Below are 16,420 nucleotides of genomic sequence, written 5' to 3' on the forward strand. Positions count from 1 at the left end.
ATCTCCATAGCTCAGAGCGTGCGGCCCGCGGGTTCCTGCATGAGAGACTTTCGTACGCCTAACGGCACCCGAAACCCTTCAGCATGTCAGCCATTGAAGGCACTGTTGCCACTGCCTGAACGCAGACATTGTTGGCGATCATTTTGGAGGTCGCGGTTGCGCCAGGAGCAGCGGTGAGCCCAGGCAATCGGATGGGGAGCGCTTCGGTGCAGCGCGGACGCTGCTCGTCCGCACCTGACCACAAACGGTGACGCATTCTTAGGCGGTCCGATTGACATTTTGAGTATGTGCGCTTGACTGCTTCGATGGATCGTCAGCAGGGCGGCAAGGAGATCGCTTCATGGCTGCAAGGTTTGGGCCTTGAGCAGTATGCCGGCGCATTCATCGACAACGACATTGAACCGGCAATTCTACCAAAGCTCTCCGACGATGACCTGCGGGAGCTTGGCGTAAAATCTGTTGGTCACCGGAGAAGAATCCTGGCCGCGATCGCCGAGCTCTCGCATCCACCGGCCCAACCGCCGAAAGCAAACGACAATGCCAAGCGGGATGCTCTCCAAAGTGCAGTGCCTAGGCGAGAGGGGAGTGAGGCAGAGAGGCGCAACCTGACGGTTATGTTCGTCGACCTCGTGGGATCGACCGTGCTGGCCTCGACGCTCGATCCTGAGGACTTGGGCTCGGTCATAGCCGCATATCAATCGTTGGTCGCCGCAGAGGTCGCCCGTTATGATGGCTACGTCGCCAAATTCATGGGCGACGGCGTGCTGTGCTACTTCGGCTGGCCACTCGCCCACGAGGAGGACGCCGAGCGGGCGGTCCGCTCTGGACGTTCCATTGTGAAAGCTGTCGCCAGTTTGCGCACTCCTGCTCAAGTGCCAATGGCAGCTAGAGTGGGAATTGCCACGGGATTATGTGTCGTCGGAGAAGTCATCGGGACTGGGTCCGCACACGAAGAAGTCGTCATTGGCGAAACACCCAATCTCGCCGCTCGGCTGCAAGCCCTGGCCCAACCGGGATATGTGGTGGTCGCCGAGAGCACGAGAAAGTTGCTCGGCGGAATATTCGCGGTCGAGAGCCTGGGTCCTATCGAACTGAAGGGATTTTCGGTACCCGTCTCGCCATTTCTGGTTGTCGGGGAACATGCCATCGAGACACGCTATGACGCGCGCGTCACGAGCGCTCCTCAAGTCATGTTCGGAAGAGACCTCGAACTCGGACTTGCTCTCGAACGATGGGGCCAAGCGAAGAGGGGCGAAGGCCAGCTCGTGCTTCTCAGCGGCGAGGCGGGTATCGGAAAATCTCGCATCACCCGCGCCTTGATCGACGCGGTCTCTCAAGAGAACCATGTGCGGGTGAGCTATCAGTGCTCGCCGTATTACTCTGGCTCGCCGCTCTATCCAGCTGTTCAGCAGCTCCGCCGCACTATCGGTATTGGAGAAGCCGATGAGGATGAAGAGAAGGTCAGAAAACTCGAAGCCACCAAAGGTCCAGCAAATCCGTTGTTGCCTATTTTCGCTTCCCTGCTCGATCTTCAAAACCACCACAGCGATGCTTTGACGGGCCTGAATCCGCAGCAACTGCGAGCGCGAACGCTTGACGGATTGTTGGACGACATTCTCGACGCTGCAGCAAGGCTGCCATTGTTGTTCGTGATCGAGGACATCCACTGGATTGACGCGACAACGCTCGAATTGTTGGATCAATGTGTCGAACGGATTCAGCACGCTCGGGTCATGATGATGGTGACGACGAGACCGACCTTCGAACACGGTTTTGGCCGACATCCCATAGTGACGAAATTGGCGCTTAATCGCCTGGGCCGTGAACAGACCACCGCATTCATCGAGAAGCTCGCTGGCGATATTCGACTACCGCCCACCATTGTGGACAAGATCATCGCCACGACGGATGGTGTGCCGCTGTTCATTGAAGAGCTGACAAAGGGTGTTCTTGAAGCCCGCCACTTCGATCGCGCAGCCGTCTTCGACGAAGATCATGCCGGACTCGCAAATCTCGACATTCCGCTAACGTTGCACGATTCGCTGATGGCCCGCCTCGACCGATTGCAGCCGGTCAAGGAAGTTGCGCAAATGGCCGCATGCATCGGCCGCGAATTCCGCCACGACCTCCTTCGATCGGTCACGCGGCTCAGCGCTGCCCAGTTGGAAGAGGCACTCGATCAGCTCGTGGATGCCGAGCTCGTCTTCCGTCGCGGACGGGGCTCGGACGCACGATACACGTTCAAGCACGCGCTCGTTCGCGATGCTGCCTATCACAGCATGTTGAAATCGGTGCGCCAGCACATACACAGCCAGCTGGCCGACAAACTCGGCTCGGAGTCGACAGCCGAACCGGAGCTGGTTGCACACCACCTCATGGCGGCAAAGCGGTATCGTGAGGCAGCTGAATGCTTCCTCCAAGCTGGGCGCGCTGCCGCGGCGCGATTTGCCAATCCGGAGGCGGTCGCGCATTTCACGAGCGCGCTGCACGCCCTGGAAGCAGTCACTAACTCGGGCGATGCAAATGAGCTTGAACTCGGAATCCGGATTGAAATGGGCGTCCCGCTGAACGCGTCAGCTGGATATGCGTCGGAGAAGGTTGAAGCGAACTTTCTCCGTGCCGAAGAGCTTTGTATATCCACGGGCCTCACGTCCAACCTCTTTTTTGCCCGACGTTCGCTTTGGAACTTCTATCTTGACCGGCCTGACCTGCACCGGAGCCGACACTTGGCCAAGGAACTCCTTGTCGAAGCCTCGCGCAGAGAAAACGTTGAGGAAACGACTTTGGCGCATCGGGCGCTCGCCACGTCCTATTTCTATCTCGGTGCCATTGGGGATGCTGCACGGGAGGCCGAGGCTGGAATCAATGCCTGGGCGACCTCCGATAGGCATTTCGATGTCGCAAGGTATGGAGAGGACGGCCCCTCGATTTGTCGCAGTTATCTCGGCGTGGCGCAGGTGCTCGCAGGGCGGGTCGATACCGGGCTCGCCAATTGTGCGTCGAGCGTTGAAACCGCGGAGCGGCTCGATCATCCGCTCAATCTGGCATTTATCCTCATGAACCTCGCCCTTGCTCGACGTTTCCGCAATGAGCCGGTCGAGTGCCGCGCGATCGCTGAACAGATGCTCATTTTAGCTGACAACCGCAGACTGGCATCCTGGTCCGGCGGTGCTCGCACGTTGCTCGGCTGGGCCATCGGCAGCGACCTACCCGACGAAGGGCTCAAAATGCTGCGAGATGGCATTAACCGTTGGCGCTCGACGGGCTCTGAACTGCACTTGCCACACTTCTATTCGTCGATTGCGGATATTTGCCTCCGGCATGGACGGATCGATGAGGGCCTCGGGGCGATCGAGAATGCTATCGAGGCGATGGACAAGACCGACGAGAGATGGGCGCAGGCTGAAATAGAACGTATTGAGGGTTGCTTGATCGCCAAGGCGGATGTGACCCGAGGGATGAAAGTCCTAACTAAAGCCTATGACACTGCGATAAGTCAGGGCGCGCATTGGTTGGCGGTTCGTGCTGCAACCGAGTCGGCCAAGCTCTCAACAAGTTCGGGCCAGGAGCTCCGAGCTGACTGTCGGAATCAGCTTCGGATTAGCGAGACCGCTGAAGGCCTGGAAACCTCGGTCATCCGCGAAGCTGATGCGATTTTCGCATCGGTGTTGTAGGCTGACGAGCAATCACTGGAGTCCGACGAGGGGCCGAGCAGCAGCTGCCAAGCGCAAGGGCTGATTCAACGAGAGCAACCGATCAAGCTTGTGGTTTCCGAATAGCACGCCTTGCTATCCCTTTTTGCGACCGACGGATTTGATGCCTTCTCTTGTCTCGCGCCTGAACACATCTTGCGAGACATGGACCAAGAAAGTGATCTCGGCAGGCTTGAAGGAGGCCGCGCATTCTGCGGACTGGTATTTTCCGCGAGATTGTGCCCCTGGCTATTCTTCCATGACGAGCGCCACCCGCAATGGTGGTGAAATCCCACAAAAGCATCTTGCGCCCGGCGCCCGACAGAGCGATTCTGCGTCTTGCAAGCGCTCTCGCGCGCCAAGCGGCCCGCGAAGATCACGCGCGCGAACAGGCCGAGAAAATAGATCATGAATCGAGCCGCGATATACGCACGCTTCTCAACCGATCTTCAGAATGAACGATCAATAGACGATCAACTCACGCTCTGCCGAACTTACGCTGAGCGTGAGGGTTTGAACGTTGTCGCAACGTTTGACGATCGAGCTCGCTCCGGCGGTTCGGTCATGGGGCGCGATGGTTTGCTCCACCTTATGGACAAAGCTCGTGAGCACGAATTTGATGTGCTCGTCGTCGAGGCGCTTGATCGGCTCTCTCGTGACATGGAAGACCTTGCCGGCATTCACAAGCGCCTCTCATTTCTTGGTATCGAAATTCGTGCCGTTCATGAGGGGGTGGTAAACACAGTCTTGGTCGGGCTTCGCGGCCTTGTTGGGCAGCTCTATCGAGAGGACAATGCTCACAAAGTTCGGCGAGGCCAAGCTGGCCGAGTTAACAAAGGACTCCATGCGGGTGGATTAACCTACGGCTATTCTTACCTGCTGGGCGACCCTGGAAAGCGCCTGATCGCAGAGGACGAAGCCGAGGTCGTGCGTCGCGTCTTTAGGGAATACGTTGACGGACGGACGCCGCGCGACATCGCTTACAATCTCAATAAAGACGGCATACCACCACCTCGCGGTCGAGTCTGGAATGCCTCCACCATCAATGGAAATGCACAAAGAGGGACTGGGCTGCTTCAGAATGAACTTTATGCCGGCCGGCTGATTTGGAACAAGGTCCGAATGGTCAAGGACCCCGACACCGGCAAACGTATCTCGCGCCCAAATCCTAGAGGCGAATGGCAAACTGTCGAAGTTCCCGACCTTGCCATTATCTCGCCCGAACTGTTTGAAGCGGCACGAGCCAGGAAAAAGGCTCGTGCAGTTACACACCCAAGCCATCAGCGCCGGCCCCGACATATGTTGTCGGGGCTTTTGAGGTGCGGTGCTTGTGGAGCGGGGATGTCCTCAAACGGCAAGGACAAGTCCAGGCGAATTCGTATCCGTTGCTCGGCGGCGACAGAGAACGGGACATGCCCTGATCCGAAGACTTTCTATCTGGATACGGTCGAGAATGCTGTCTTAAACGGGCTCACCGCGGAGATGCGCCATCCGGATGTGATAGCCCAGTACGTCCAGACGTATCACGAAGAACGAAGGCGCCTGGCAGCCGAAACCGATGCGAAGCGCACTCGTTTGGCACGACGGCTTGGAGAGCTATCTCGGGAGATCGATCGGCTGGTCAATGCCATCGCCAAGGGTCATGGCGACCCAGCCGTGTTGGGGCCGCAATCAACGGCGCTCAATGAAGAACGTAAGTGCATTGTAGCCGAGCTGGACAAAGTGCCCGCGCCGACTGATGTCATTGCACTGCATCCTGCGGTGCTGGCGCGCTACGAGGAACAACTAAACCAGCTTCAAACAGGGCTTGCCGAAGGCGTTGTGGCCGGCGATTCCGAAACTGCAGAGGCGATGCGGGACTTGATCGAAACTGTTACTGTGTTTCGAGATCCATCAAGGATCGGCGGCATTGAAGTCGAAATCGCGGGGCGTCTGACCGCGCTCCTGGGCGAGGATGCCTTTCCCAACGGCGTCAAAGGAGTGTGGGGAAAGGTGGTAGCGGGAGAGGGACTTGAACCCCCGACCCCAGGATTATGATTCCCGTGCTCTAACCAACTGAGCTACCCCGCCAGGGCGGCGAAGGCCCGAAATCCAGCTTAAATCGGCAGGCATATCGGCGCGTTCGCCAAGGTCGCGCGGATATAAGGTTGCGAGGCCAAGCCTGTCAAGCATCGAAGTGGCTGCCGCGCCGGCATATTGCTTGCGCCGAAAGCTTTGCCGGGCAGACATTTGGGCGCACAGGCCGGGGTTGAGTTCAGCGAGGCACGTCGCTATGTCTCGGCCACGAAAGTCATGGTCATGAATTGATGAAACCGCGCATTGCAGTCCTCGGTTGCGGATACTGGGGCAGCAACCACATCCGCACCCTAAAGGCGCTCGGCGCGCTGCATGCGGTTTCGGACGTCAACCCCGCGCGCGCGGAGGGTTTTGCCAGCGAGCAGGATTGCCTGGCGATAGAGCCGGAGGCGCTGTTTGCCCGCGACGATGTCGACGCCATCGTCATGGCGCTGCCGCCGCAGTTCCATGCCGACATGGCGGTGCGCGCCGTGCTCGGCGGCAAGGACGTGCTGGTGGAGAAGCCGATCGCGCTGACGGTGGCCGATGCCGAACGCTCGGTGCAGGCGGCCGCCGATAATGGCCGTGTCTTCATGGTCGGCCACGTGCTGCGCTTTCATCCCGCCTTCGAGACGCTGAAGGCGCTGATCGACAATGGCGAACTCGGCGAAGTCCGCTACATCCATTCGCATCGGCTCGGCCTCGGCAAGTTCCACACCGAAAACGACGCGCTATGGGATCTGGCGCCGCACGATCTGTCGATGATCCTGGCCATCACCGGCACCGAACCGGTCGAAGTGCGCGGCGAAGGCGCCGCTCTTCTCGACAATCTCAGCGACTTTGCGCATCTGCACATGCGCTTTCCCAACGGCCTGCGCGGCCATCTGTTCGCCTCGCGGCTCAATCCTTACCGCGAACGGCGGCTGACCGTTGTCGGCACCAAGGCGATGGCGGTGTTCGACGATGTCGAGCCGTGGGAGCGCAAGCTTGCCGTCTATCGCCACGCGGTGTGGCAGGACAGCGGCCAATGGGCGTTCACCGCCAACGAGCCGTCCTATGTCGCGGTCGGTGAGGGCATGCCGCTGACGCGCGAGCTGGAGCATTTCATCCACTGCATCGAGACGCGGGCCGAACCGCGCACCAGCGGCGAGGAGGCCATCCGCGTGCTGCGCATCCTGACCGCCGGCACCGTCGCCCATACAAGGCCCTAAGAGAAAACGCCGTCTATTCGGCGGGTACCCGCGCCGGCTGGACGGCAAGCCGCGTCAGCATCGCCTCGGCCTCCGCGCCGCGCTCGGAGCGCTCGATGAAGCCGCCGCCGAACACGCGCGCCTCGTTGCCATCGTCGGAATAGAGCACGCAAGCCTGACCGGGCGCGATGCCGGATTCGCCGTCTACCAGTTCCACCGAAGTGACACCGGCGCGGTGATGCAGCACGGCCGGGCGCGGCGGCCGCGTCGAGCGCACCTTGGCGAAAAGCTCAAGCCCGGCCGCCGGGATAGCGGTCAGCGGGCCATCGCCCAGCCAGTTCATGTTGCGCAAGAAGATCTTGTGGGTCTCCAGCGCCTCGCGAGGGCCGACGACGACGCGGGCCCGGTCGGCGTCGAGATGAACGACGTAGAGCGGCTCGCCCGAGGCGATGCCGATGCCGCGGCGCTGACCGACGGTGTAGCGCAAAATGCCCTCGTGGCGGCCAAGCACGCGCCCGTCTATATGGACGATGTCGCCTGGATTGGCGGCAGCCGGCTTCAGCTTGGCGATGATGTCGGAATACTTGCCCTGCGGCACGAAGCAGATGTCCTGGCTGTCCTGCTTGGCCGCAACCGTCAGTCCCATCTCCTCGGCGATGGCGCGAACCTCAGGCTTCGACAGGCCGCCGAGCGGAAAACGCAGATAGTCGATCTGTGCCTGGGTGGTGGCGAACAGGAAGTAGCTCTGGTCGCGGTCGGCGTCGACCGGCCGGTAAAGCGCGCGGTGGGCGCCATTGGCGCCGGAACGGATGTAGTGGCCGGTCGCCAGCGCGTCGGCGCCGAGTTCCTTGGCGGTCGCAAGAAGGTCGGCGAATTTCACCGTCTGATTGCAGGAAACGCAAGGGATCGGCGTTTCGCCGGCGACATAGCTCTCGGCGAACGGGTCGATCACCGCCTTGCGGAAGCGCTCCTCGTAATCGAGGACGTAATGCGGGATGGCGAGCGTCTCGGAGACGCGGCGGGCATCGTCGATGTCCTGGCCGGCGCAGCATGAGCCGGCCCGGTGCGTTGCCGCGCCGTGGTCATAAAGCTGCAGCGTGACACCGACGACGTCGTAGCCCTCGCGCTTCAGGAGGCCGGCAACGACCGACGAATCGACACCGCCCGACATGGCGACGACGACGCGGGTGTTTTCGGGGCGTCCGGGAAGATCGAGGCTGTTCATGGTTCTTTCGTTCTGCGCGGCGCTTCAATGCCAATGGCCGGAATATAGGTCAAGCGTCTCGGCTGCGCCAGCTTTGGCGGGCCGGCTCATTTTTCCTGCCGGGTTCAATGCGCTTGCCGGCAGATGTTTCAAATGCCGATGAAAAGGCTAACGCCGCGTTCATGATCCTTACCTAACCATTAGGGTCTGCTTAGGCAAATTTTAAAGCTGTGGCGGTAATGTGGTGGGGATTGGGTCTTTGAGTTTTTTGTAGAGAGTACGATGACCGATCTAATTAGACCGCGAGTCAAATATGTTATCGGGCCGGACGGCAGCCCACTTACCATCGCCGATCTGCCGCCGACGAACACACGTCGCTGGGTTATCCGGCGCAAGGCGGAAGTGGTGGCGGCGGTGCGTGGCGGGCTTTTGAGCCTCGAAGAGGCATGCCAGCGCTACAAGCTCACCACCGAGGAATTCCTGTCCTGGCAAGCGTCGATCGACGAATACGGCCTTGCCGGCCTGCGCACCACGCGCATCCAGCAATACCGGCATTAGGCCGATAAGGGCGCTGATCAGCGCCCTTACGTCTGCGAGGGTCGACGATCTGCAATTTCAGACCGTCAGCACCACCTTGCCGATCGGCCCGGTTGCGAGAAAGGCATGGGCGGCACCGGCCTGTTCGAGCGGAAACGCCTTTGCCACGTGGACGGCCAGCTTTTTCGCGTCGATCAATTTGCCGAGCTCCACCAGAGCGGCACGGTCGGGCACTACGGACATGCGCTCGACGCGGATGCCTCGCGTCCTGGCCTTTGCCCTGGTGGCATCGCTGACATCGAGCAGCGACACCAGAACGCCGCCGGCCGTGAGCACTTTCAGTGATTGCTCCGCATGCACGCCGCCGAACGGGTCCAGAACCAGATCGATGTCGCGGGCCTTCGCGGTGAAATCATCCCTTGTGTAGTCGATCACCTCGTCGGCGCCGAGCGAGCGGACGAAATCGAGCTTTTCCGGGCTGGCGGTCGCGACGACGTAAGCGCCGTGCGCCTTGGCGATCTGCACCGCCAGATGGCCGACACCGCCGGCTCCGGCGTGGATCAGCACGCGCTTGCCAAAATCGAGCCGGCCATGGCGGACAAGGCCTTGCCAGGCTGTCAGGCCGGCCAGCGGCAGCGCGGCGGCTTGCGCGTGATCTATGCCTTCAGGTTTCGGCGCAAGCTCATCAGCCGGGACAGCGGCGAGTTCGGCATAGGCTGCCGCCTGTTTGGGAAAGCGCGGCATGCCGAACACGGCATCGCCGACCTTGAGGCCGGAGACGCCGGAGCCCAGCGCCTCGACAACTCCCGAAACGTCCCAGCCAAGGACAAAAGGCGGCTCGCCAAGCAGCGGATAGTGGCCGCCGCGCACTGCGCCATCGACCGGGTTGATGCCGGCCGCCTCGATGCGGACGAGCACTTCGCCGGCCTCGGGTGATGGGGCGGGGCGATCGGCAATGACGAGGACGTCGGGTCCGCCGAAGGAATTCTGGATAATGGCACGCATGGAAGGCTCTCCTGCTGGTTTTGATGTGACACTATCATTTGTATAGTTATTTTCTCTTGTCTAGTATGTACCTTTTTGATATATACGCACCTCATGGATAGTGAAGATGTTTCCCCTTTTGGCTATGACGCCTTTCGGCGGTCGTGCCCGTCACACGCCGTGCTCGAGACGCTCGCCAGCAAATGGGTCTACCTGGTGATCTGTGCGCTGCGCCGGGGCCGGCTCCGCAACGGCGAATTGGCGCGCAAGCTCGAAGGCATCACGCCGAAAATGCTGACGCAGACGCTGCGTATCCTGGAACGCGACGGGCTTGTGCGGCGCGAGGTTTTCCCGGTCATTCCCCCGCGTGTCGAATATGAGCTGACCGAACTTGGCCAGAACCTGGCAGGACTGCTCAATCAGATCAGAGCCTGGTCGGAGCAGCATGTGCCCGACATCAAAAATGCGCGCGCACGGGCGGCGGAACAGCAAGTAGATCTGGATGCCTGAGGCGGGCACAGTCGGTGCGCAGCAATAGCGCACAAGCGCGACGCGCGTTAGAGTCTTGTTTTCAGCCGATCATGGCGCTGCGGCCGCCGGCTTCCGTGTCGCGCGCCTTGGTGTCGCGCGATTCCAGCATCTCGGCCTTGGAAAGCTCCGCTTCGGCTTCGCTCAGCAATGATTCGGCGACATTTCGCTGCTGGGCGAGGTCGCTTTGCGAATTTCTAAGGTTGTCGCGGCGCAGACGTGCCGCCTTGGCGAAGGTCGGATAAGCAAAGTGATTGATGTCGGTGATGCCGGCCTTCTTCTCTTCGGCAGCAATCTGAAGTTCCAGCTCGACGGCCATGCGCTCGAATTCGGCGATCATCATGTCGAGCTGCAGCAGCTGCCGCCGCTTCTCGCTCACCTGAAATTGCTTCAGCCGAACGAGGTTTTCACGTGACTTCATGATTCGGTACTCCCGGAAACGCACACCTGCACATATCGTCCAATTCACCCGGCAAGGCTCAGGCTTGACCCGTTTCCACCGGCTTTCCCCGAACTATGGGAAACAAACTCCTAAAGTTTTTTGCCGGCGGTAACCATTCGTTTACGGGCATTGTTAATCATACGGCTCAGGACTTAAGGGCGGGTAAAAATTCTGCTTCTCGTCGGGAAACCCGGCCAACGAGTCCGAAGAGTCACTTAGTCTGGCTTATTAATGTGCTGCGTTAACGGTTTGGGTCTGTGATTCGTTATTGGATTCAACAAGGTGTAGAAAGGGGTTAAAAAATCTGATACCGTCATGGACGGGGAATTAGGTTTTATTAACCATTCGATGGCAGCCTCTGCTCAGGCAATCACTGCTCCGGTCCTGGACGGGTCGTGAAATGGTCCGGCAGCAGAAAAGGGGAATGAAATGCGCGTTCTGCTGATAGAAGACGACAGTGCAACCGCACAAAGCATCGAGCTGATGCTGAAATCGGAAAGTTTCAATGTCTATACGACTGACCTTGGTGAAGAGGGCGTCGATCTAGGCAAGCTTTACGATTACGACATCATTCTCCTCGACCTCAATCTCCCCGACATGTCGGGCTATGAAGTTTTGAGAACACTTCGCCTGTCCAAGGTGAAGACGCCGATCCTCATCCTCTCCGGCATGGCCGGCATCGAGGACAAGGTGCGCGGCCTCGGCTTCGGCGCCGACGATTACATGACCAAGCCCTTTCACAAGGACGAACTGGTCGCCCGCATCCATGCCATCGTGCGGCGTTCCAAGGGCCACGCCCAGTCGGTCATCACCACCGGCGACCTAGTGGTCAATCTCGATGCCAAGACCGTTGAGGTCGGTGGCCAGCGCGTGCATCTGACCGGCAAGGAATATCAGATGCTGGAACTGCTCTCGCTGCGCAAGGGCACCACGCTGACCAAGGAAATGTTCCTTAACCATCTCTATGGCGGCATGGATGAGCCAGAACTGAAGATCATCGACGTCTTCATCTGCAAGCTGCGCAAGAAGCTTGACGCCGCGTCTGGCGGGCAGAATTACATCGAGACCGTCTGGGGCCGCGGCTATGTGCTGCGTGAGCCCGAAGATATCCGCGTCAGCGCCTGAACTAGGGGCGTGATCCCAAGGTGGGCGCCGATTTTTTCGGAAAAGAACCCGGCAAAACAACAAGATAGAGCCGATCCGATTTTCGTCGGAATGGAACAGCTCTGATCAGGCGGCAATCTTCAAGGCGCGGAAGCACTCGAGCAGTTGCGGCCGGTTGAACGGCTTCAGCAGGTAGCCCTGGGCGCCGGCTCGTTTTGCCCGCATGATCGCCCCGACATCGACCTCGACCAGCGAAATCAAAACCTGCGGCAATACCGGGCTTTCCATGGCGCGCAGGCGGCGGATGAGGTCCTGCGCCTGCATGTCCGGCAAGGCGCCGTCGACGACGATGATATCAGGCATGTCGGCCGCGCACATCTCGATCGCCTCGTGGCCGCTGGCGGCTTCGATCACCATCATGCCGGAACCGCCCAGGATACGCCTTGCGACCTTCCTGATGACGCTCGAATTGTCGACGAACATGCAGCGTTTCATTCCGGGACCCTCTTTGCCATGCGGCGAACCGGCAGCGTCGTGGCATCTGCCGGGGAACATAGGCCGATCTGGTAAAGAAGCCGAAAAGCCGTTAGGTAAAATTTTCCTGAAGGTGTTTTAAGCGAAATCTTCTTTCGCAATGCTTCACGCAATCAATCCGCAAGCCCGCCCCACAGATGTTAGGAACAACGCCGCAAATATGACTTGAGAAAAATACTTTCCCCACTCTTTAGGAGAACTTCAGGCTGCGGAAAGGACGATCTCGTCGGCGGTCGCATGGATCGAAATCGTCATGTTGGCTTCGCGGGCCAGGAGCAGCGTGTAATAGGGCTGCACCGAATGCGCGTCGATCGGCTCTTCCGGCCTGTGGCCGGAATGCAATTCCAGGAATTTGGGCGGCACGCGGAGCATCGGGCCGCTCGCCGCGAGCGCAAAGCGCGGCTCGGTCTCGAGGTTCTCCAGCGTGACCACCAGCCTGCCGCCGCGCGGAATGGCGGCGTTAGCGACGAGGATGAGATTGAGCAGCAGCTTGACCTTGTTCTTGGGCAACAGTGCGCGGGTTCCGTTCCAGATCAGTTCCGGCTTCTCGTTCTTCAGGAAGGCGATGGCCACGGCCTCGGCGTCCCCGGTGTCGATCAGCATGCCGGCGGAACCGGCGGCACCGAAGGCGATGCGGGCGAATTGCAGGCGGGCGGAGGCGTTTTTGGCGCTTTGGCGGATCAGCTTCATGGCGTCTTCGTCGGCGCCGCCTTCGTCGAGCAGCTCAAGCCCGTTGTTTATGGCACCGACCGGCGAAATGATGTCGTGGCAGACCCGGCTGCACAGCAGCGCTGCCAGATCGGGTGCGGAAAGGGTGAAAAGCTCGGCCATCGGCAAAAATCCCTGCAAATTTCACAACACAATGACCGGGCGATCATGATCACGCCTGTCCACACGAATCACGCTCTCTCCCAAGCATTCTGAATACACAGCGCTTGTGCGTGCAGCAACAAATCCGAAATCATGATTGTCGAAAATGGCGTGTTCACGCAGCAGGGTGCTGCGCGGGCGATGTGAAAACAGCCTTCGAACCGCCATCTTCATGTGGGAGTTTAATGGTTGAAAAAGGATTACGGCATAGTTTGCCCCTAACAGTCATCCTTAACGGCCGCCAAAGAGCCGTACGGGTGCGAGGCGTCGGCGAAAGTGCTCCCTGACGGAGATTGGAAGCATGGTTTCCCGATTCTACGACCGGACTTTTTTCCGAGTCATCTCAATGACGATCGCGCTCATCGGCCTTGTCGCCTTTTCGGCATCGGCCGCGCGGGCGCAGGAATACACGGCGCAGGAGATCGTCGATTCCGGTCATAAATTCTTCGGCGCTACATCGGGCGGGCTCGCCACCGTCGTCGAGAAGATTTTCGCTACCTATGGCCTGCCGAACGGCTATCTGCTCGGCGAAGAGGGGTCCGGGGCGCTGATCGGTGGCCTGACCTATGGCGAAGGCACGCTCTACACCAAGAATGCCGGCGACCACAAAGTGTTCTGGCAAGGCCCGTCGCTCGGCTGGGATTTCGGCGGCGAGGGCTCGCGCGTCATGATGCTGGTCTACAATCTCGACGATGTGAGCAGCCTGTATAACCGCTTTGGCGGCGTCGCCGGCTCCGCCTATGTCGTCGCCGGCGTCGGCTTCAACGTGCTGAAGAACAACAATGTGCTGCTCGTGCCGATCCGTACCGGCGTCGGCGCTCGTCTCGGCGTCAATCTCGGCTACCTCAAGCTCACCCAGCGCGCGACCTGGAATCCGTTCTGACCTGCATGACCGGGCCACTGCGATTGGAGCTGTGATCCCACGGTCTGAGCTTTGCCGCGGCATACTCTTGCCGTGGCGCCGGATTTCCGTCATGCGAAGATGGCAAAGTCGACCTTTGGCGGTTGCCATGCACAACGGATAGTCATCTTGGTCCAGTCGATCCTGTTCTTTGTTCTCGGCTTTCTCTGCGCGGGCTTTCTGGCGCTGATGATTGCTCCGGCCGTGTGGCGGCGGGCGGTGGCGCTGACGCGCAAGCGCGTCGAGGGCTCGATGCCGTTGACGCTGGCCGAGATCCAGGCGGACAAGGATCGCGTCCGCGCCGAGTTCGCCGTTTCGGTGCGCCGGCTTGAAATGACCGTCAAATCATTGCGCGAGAAGGCCGCCGAGCAGCTGGTCGAGATCGGCCGCGACCGCGAAGCCCTGAAGGAATTGGCGGCCGAGCGACAGGACAAGAACCGGGTCGTCGCCGATCTTACAGCCAGGGGCGAGGAGCTTCGCAAGCGCGATGAGCAGCTGCAGCAGCTGTCGGAACGGCTTGCGGAGACCGAGCGCGCCCTCGAAAAGCGCGGGCTCGAACTGCGGAAACTGGAGCACATGTATGACGACGCCAGTTTTTCATCCAGCAGCCGGCAGATCGAGCTGGTGGCGCGCGAATCCGAGCTGCAGAAGTTGGCAAGCGACATTTCGCTGCTGCGCGGCCAGCGCAAGGAGGCGGACAGGCGCAGCCAGGAATTGGCAGCCGAAAGCAAGGTTTTGCGGGACGCGCTGAAGGCCGAGAAGAAAAGAACCGGCGACCTGGAAAAGAAGGTCGAACGCCTGCTCGCCTCGCTGGCCGATCGCGAGGACAGGCTGGAGCGCCGCGAAAAGGAACTGGTGCGCCTTCGCGAAAAGCCGAAAGGAGCTGAAAGCCCGCCTGCGGTGCGCCTTGCCGGGGTGCGAGGCAGCCAGGTCAGCGGGACCGCCAACGGCGACGACATCGAAAAGGCAACCGCCAAGCTCGATGCCGAACGCGAGCGGCTGGAGGCCAGGCTGACATCGCTGGCACGCGAGAACAGGCGGCTGAAGGCGGACCTTGCCGCCTCTGAAACGCCGAAATCACAGGCCGGAGACGATACCGGCCGCGCCAGCGCGGCATTGCGTGAAGAGATGAACGATCTGGCGGCGCAAGTCGTGGCCTTGACGGCAAAGCTCGACGGGCCGGATTCACCGATCGCCCGGGCGCTTGCAGCGCCTGAGGATACGCGGCAGGGGAGCGGCGGACGCAGCCTTGCCGATCGGGTGCGGGCGCTGCAGAAGGCCGCTTCGACCGACTGAGATTCCGCAAGCGCAAGCGCGGGGCGCCCCGGCTCTAAAGCACGTCGCATTCGACCGGCCTCATCGGACGCGCTTTAAGTTCTTGTTTGATGCATGTCGTTATCGCAAAACCGCTGCACACTTTTGCGCGACATGCATTAGGCTCCGGAAAAATGATGAAGCGCGATGGCTGACGCGGCGGCGACGTTCAGGCTGTCGAAGCCCTGCGCCATACCGATCCGCAGCGTCTGCAGGCGGGCAAGCAGGCTTTCCGGCAGGCCTTCGCCCTCGGTGCCGAGATAGAGCGCCAGCCGCTCGTTTCTCTTGGCATCGCGAATGTCGATCTGCCCGCGCGGCGACAAGGCGAATTGACTGAAGCCTTGCCGGTCGAGCATTGCGGTGCAGCCGGCGGTATCGGCAAAGCAGGCGAAGGGGACTTTCAAGGCCGCGCCCACCGAGACGCGGATTGCCTTGCGGTACAGCGGATCGCAGCAGGTCGGATCGAGAAGCACGGCATCCGCGCCGAAGGCGGCGGCATTGCGGAAGATCGATCCCATATTGTCATGATTGGCGATACCGACCAGCACCACGATCAGCGCGCGGGCGGGCAGTGCGCCGAGCAAAGCTTCAGCGGAGACGGCCGCGCCCTTGCGGCCGATCGCCAATATGCCGCGATGCATGTGGAATCCGGCAATCCTGTCCATGACTTCGCCGGGTGCGACATAGATCGGAAGCCCGGCAGGCGCCTTGCGCAGGACGTCATCGAGGCCGGCCAGCCGGTTCTCGAGCACCAGCACCGATTCTGCCTCGAAGCGCCGGGCGGCAAGCAGCGTGTCGAGCACCACCTTGCCTTCGGCGACGAAACGGCCTTGCCGGCCGGCAAGATCTCGCTCCCGGATGTCGAGATAGGCGGCGACGCGAGGATCCTGCGGGTCGTCTATGCGGATCGGATTCATGGCTTCCTCGGCGGACCTGGCGTCGGCCGCGAATCGGGATTCGGATTCGGAAGGCATGATGCCGGATCCGAAGCTCTGACCGTATCTCAGCGTCCAAATGGATGCACGCCGTTCTAACGGTCAAATCCAATCACTAGGCGCCGGGCGG

The 16,420-nt window shown here is 60.5% G+C and carries 14 protein-coding genes and 1 tRNA gene; 8 read left to right on the forward strand and 7 right to left on the reverse strand.

Annotated elements, in window-relative coordinates:
• Window positions 1-293: 293 nt before the first annotated feature.
• Window positions 294-3,674 carry an AAA family ATPase gene (locus NKI41_RS15725; protein WP_352683851.1) on the forward strand — a complete coding sequence of 1,127 codons (3,381 nt, stop codon included), beginning with the start codon at window positions 294-296 and terminating at the stop codon, window positions 3,672-3,674.
• A 426-nt stretch (window positions 3,675-4,100) separates the two neighbouring features.
• The gene (locus tag NKI41_RS15730; RefSeq protein ID WP_352683960.1) at window positions 4,101-5,729 is read left to right on the forward strand and encodes a recombinase family protein; all 1,629 of its coding nucleotides are present in this window, start codon (window positions 4,101-4,103) and stop codon (window positions 5,727-5,729) included.
• On the opposite strand, the gene NKI41_RS15735 is transcribed toward NKI41_RS15730, so the two are convergent.
• Window positions 5,686-5,762: transfer RNA gene (locus NKI41_RS15735), tRNA-Met, on the reverse strand. The genes NKI41_RS15730 and NKI41_RS15735 overlap by 44 nt on opposite strands.
• 236 nt (window positions 5,763-5,998) lie before the next feature.
• Between NKI41_RS15735 and NKI41_RS15740 the strand changes: the two genes are divergently transcribed.
• Complete coding sequence (locus NKI41_RS15740) at window positions 5,999-6,958, forward strand: Gfo/Idh/MocA family protein (protein WP_352466761.1); 960 nt, start codon at window positions 5,999-6,001, stop codon at window positions 6,956-6,958.
• A 13-nt stretch (window positions 6,959-6,971) separates the two neighbouring features.
• On the opposite strand, the gene mnmA is transcribed toward NKI41_RS15740, so the two are convergent.
• Window positions 6,972-8,162: a tRNA 2-thiouridine(34) synthase MnmA gene (gene mnmA, locus NKI41_RS15745; protein ID WP_352456412.1), complete on the reverse strand. Its 1,191-nt coding sequence runs from the start codon at window positions 8,160-8,162 to the stop codon at window positions 6,972-6,974.
• A gap of 261 nt (window positions 8,163-8,423) precedes the next feature.
• On the opposite strand from mnmA, the gene sciP reads away from it, so the two are divergent.
• Window positions 8,424-8,699, forward strand: coding sequence for a CtrA inhibitor SciP (sciP, locus tag NKI41_RS15750; RefSeq protein ID WP_023679563.1), 276 nt, complete (start codon window positions 8,424-8,426; stop codon window positions 8,697-8,699).
• A gap of 57 nt (window positions 8,700-8,756) precedes the next feature.
• On the opposite strand, the gene NKI41_RS15755 is transcribed toward sciP, so the two are convergent.
• The gene (locus tag NKI41_RS15755) at window positions 8,757-9,683 is read right to left on the reverse strand and encodes an NADP-dependent oxidoreductase (protein ID WP_352683853.1); all 927 of its coding nucleotides are present in this window, start codon (window positions 9,681-9,683) and stop codon (window positions 8,757-8,759) included.
• 93 nt (window positions 9,684-9,776) lie between these two features.
• Here NKI41_RS15755 and NKI41_RS15760 point away from each other — a divergent pair, with 93 nt between their 5' ends.
• Window positions 9,777-10,172 carry a winged helix-turn-helix transcriptional regulator gene (locus tag NKI41_RS15760; RefSeq protein ID WP_352683855.1) on the forward strand — a complete coding sequence of 132 codons (396 nt, stop codon included), beginning with the start codon at window positions 9,777-9,779 and terminating at the stop codon, window positions 10,170-10,172.
• Between the two features lie 61 nt (window positions 10,173-10,233).
• Here NKI41_RS15760 and NKI41_RS15765 read toward each other — a convergent pair whose 3' ends face one another.
• Window positions 10,234-10,611 (reverse strand): flagellar export protein FliJ, encoded by a 378-nt coding sequence (locus NKI41_RS15765; protein WP_023719275.1) that lies wholly within the window; start codon window positions 10,609-10,611, stop codon window positions 10,234-10,236.
• 450 nt (window positions 10,612-11,061) lie between these two features.
• Here NKI41_RS15765 and ctrA point away from each other — a divergent pair, with 450 nt between their 5' ends.
• Complete coding sequence (ctrA, locus tag NKI41_RS15770; RefSeq protein WP_006203583.1) at window positions 11,062-11,757, forward strand: response regulator transcription factor CtrA; 696 nt, start codon at window positions 11,062-11,064, stop codon at window positions 11,755-11,757.
• 105 nt (window positions 11,758-11,862) lie between these two features.
• Here ctrA and NKI41_RS15775 read toward each other — a convergent pair whose 3' ends face one another.
• On the reverse strand, window positions 11,863-12,231 hold the full coding sequence (locus NKI41_RS15775; RefSeq protein ID WP_352452918.1) for a response regulator: 369 nt from the start codon (window positions 12,229-12,231) through the stop codon (window positions 11,863-11,865).
• 240 nt (window positions 12,232-12,471) lie between these two features.
• Entirely contained in the window at window positions 12,472-13,101 is a 630-nt protein-coding gene (chpT, locus tag NKI41_RS15780) for a histidine phosphotransferase ChpT (protein ID WP_352452917.1), read from the reverse strand.
• Window positions 13,102-13,441: 340 nt separating this feature from the next.
• Between chpT and NKI41_RS15785 the strand changes: the two genes are divergently transcribed.
• Both NKI41_RS15785 and NKI41_RS15790 read left to right on the forward strand, forming a co-directional pair.
• Entirely contained in the window at window positions 13,442-14,023 is a 582-nt protein-coding gene (locus tag NKI41_RS15785) for a DUF1134 domain-containing protein (RefSeq protein ID WP_023679557.1), read from the forward strand.
• Window positions 14,024-14,170: 147 nt separating this feature from the next.
• Entirely contained in the window at window positions 14,171-15,337 is a 1,167-nt protein-coding gene (locus NKI41_RS15790) for a coiled-coil domain-containing protein (protein ID WP_352683857.1), read from the forward strand.
• A gap of 137 nt (window positions 15,338-15,474) precedes the next feature.
• On the opposite strand, the gene NKI41_RS15795 is transcribed toward NKI41_RS15790, so the two are convergent.
• Window positions 15,475-16,272 carry a TrmH family RNA methyltransferase gene (locus tag NKI41_RS15795; RefSeq protein ID WP_352683859.1) on the reverse strand — a complete coding sequence of 266 codons (798 nt, stop codon included), beginning with the start codon at window positions 16,270-16,272 and terminating at the stop codon, window positions 15,475-15,477.
• Window positions 16,273-16,420: the final 148 nt, after the last annotated feature.

The sequence above is a fragment of the Mesorhizobium sp. M0601 genome (assembly GCF_040320845.1).
Lineage (GTDB): Bacteria > Pseudomonadota > Alphaproteobacteria > Rhizobiales > Rhizobiaceae > Mesorhizobium.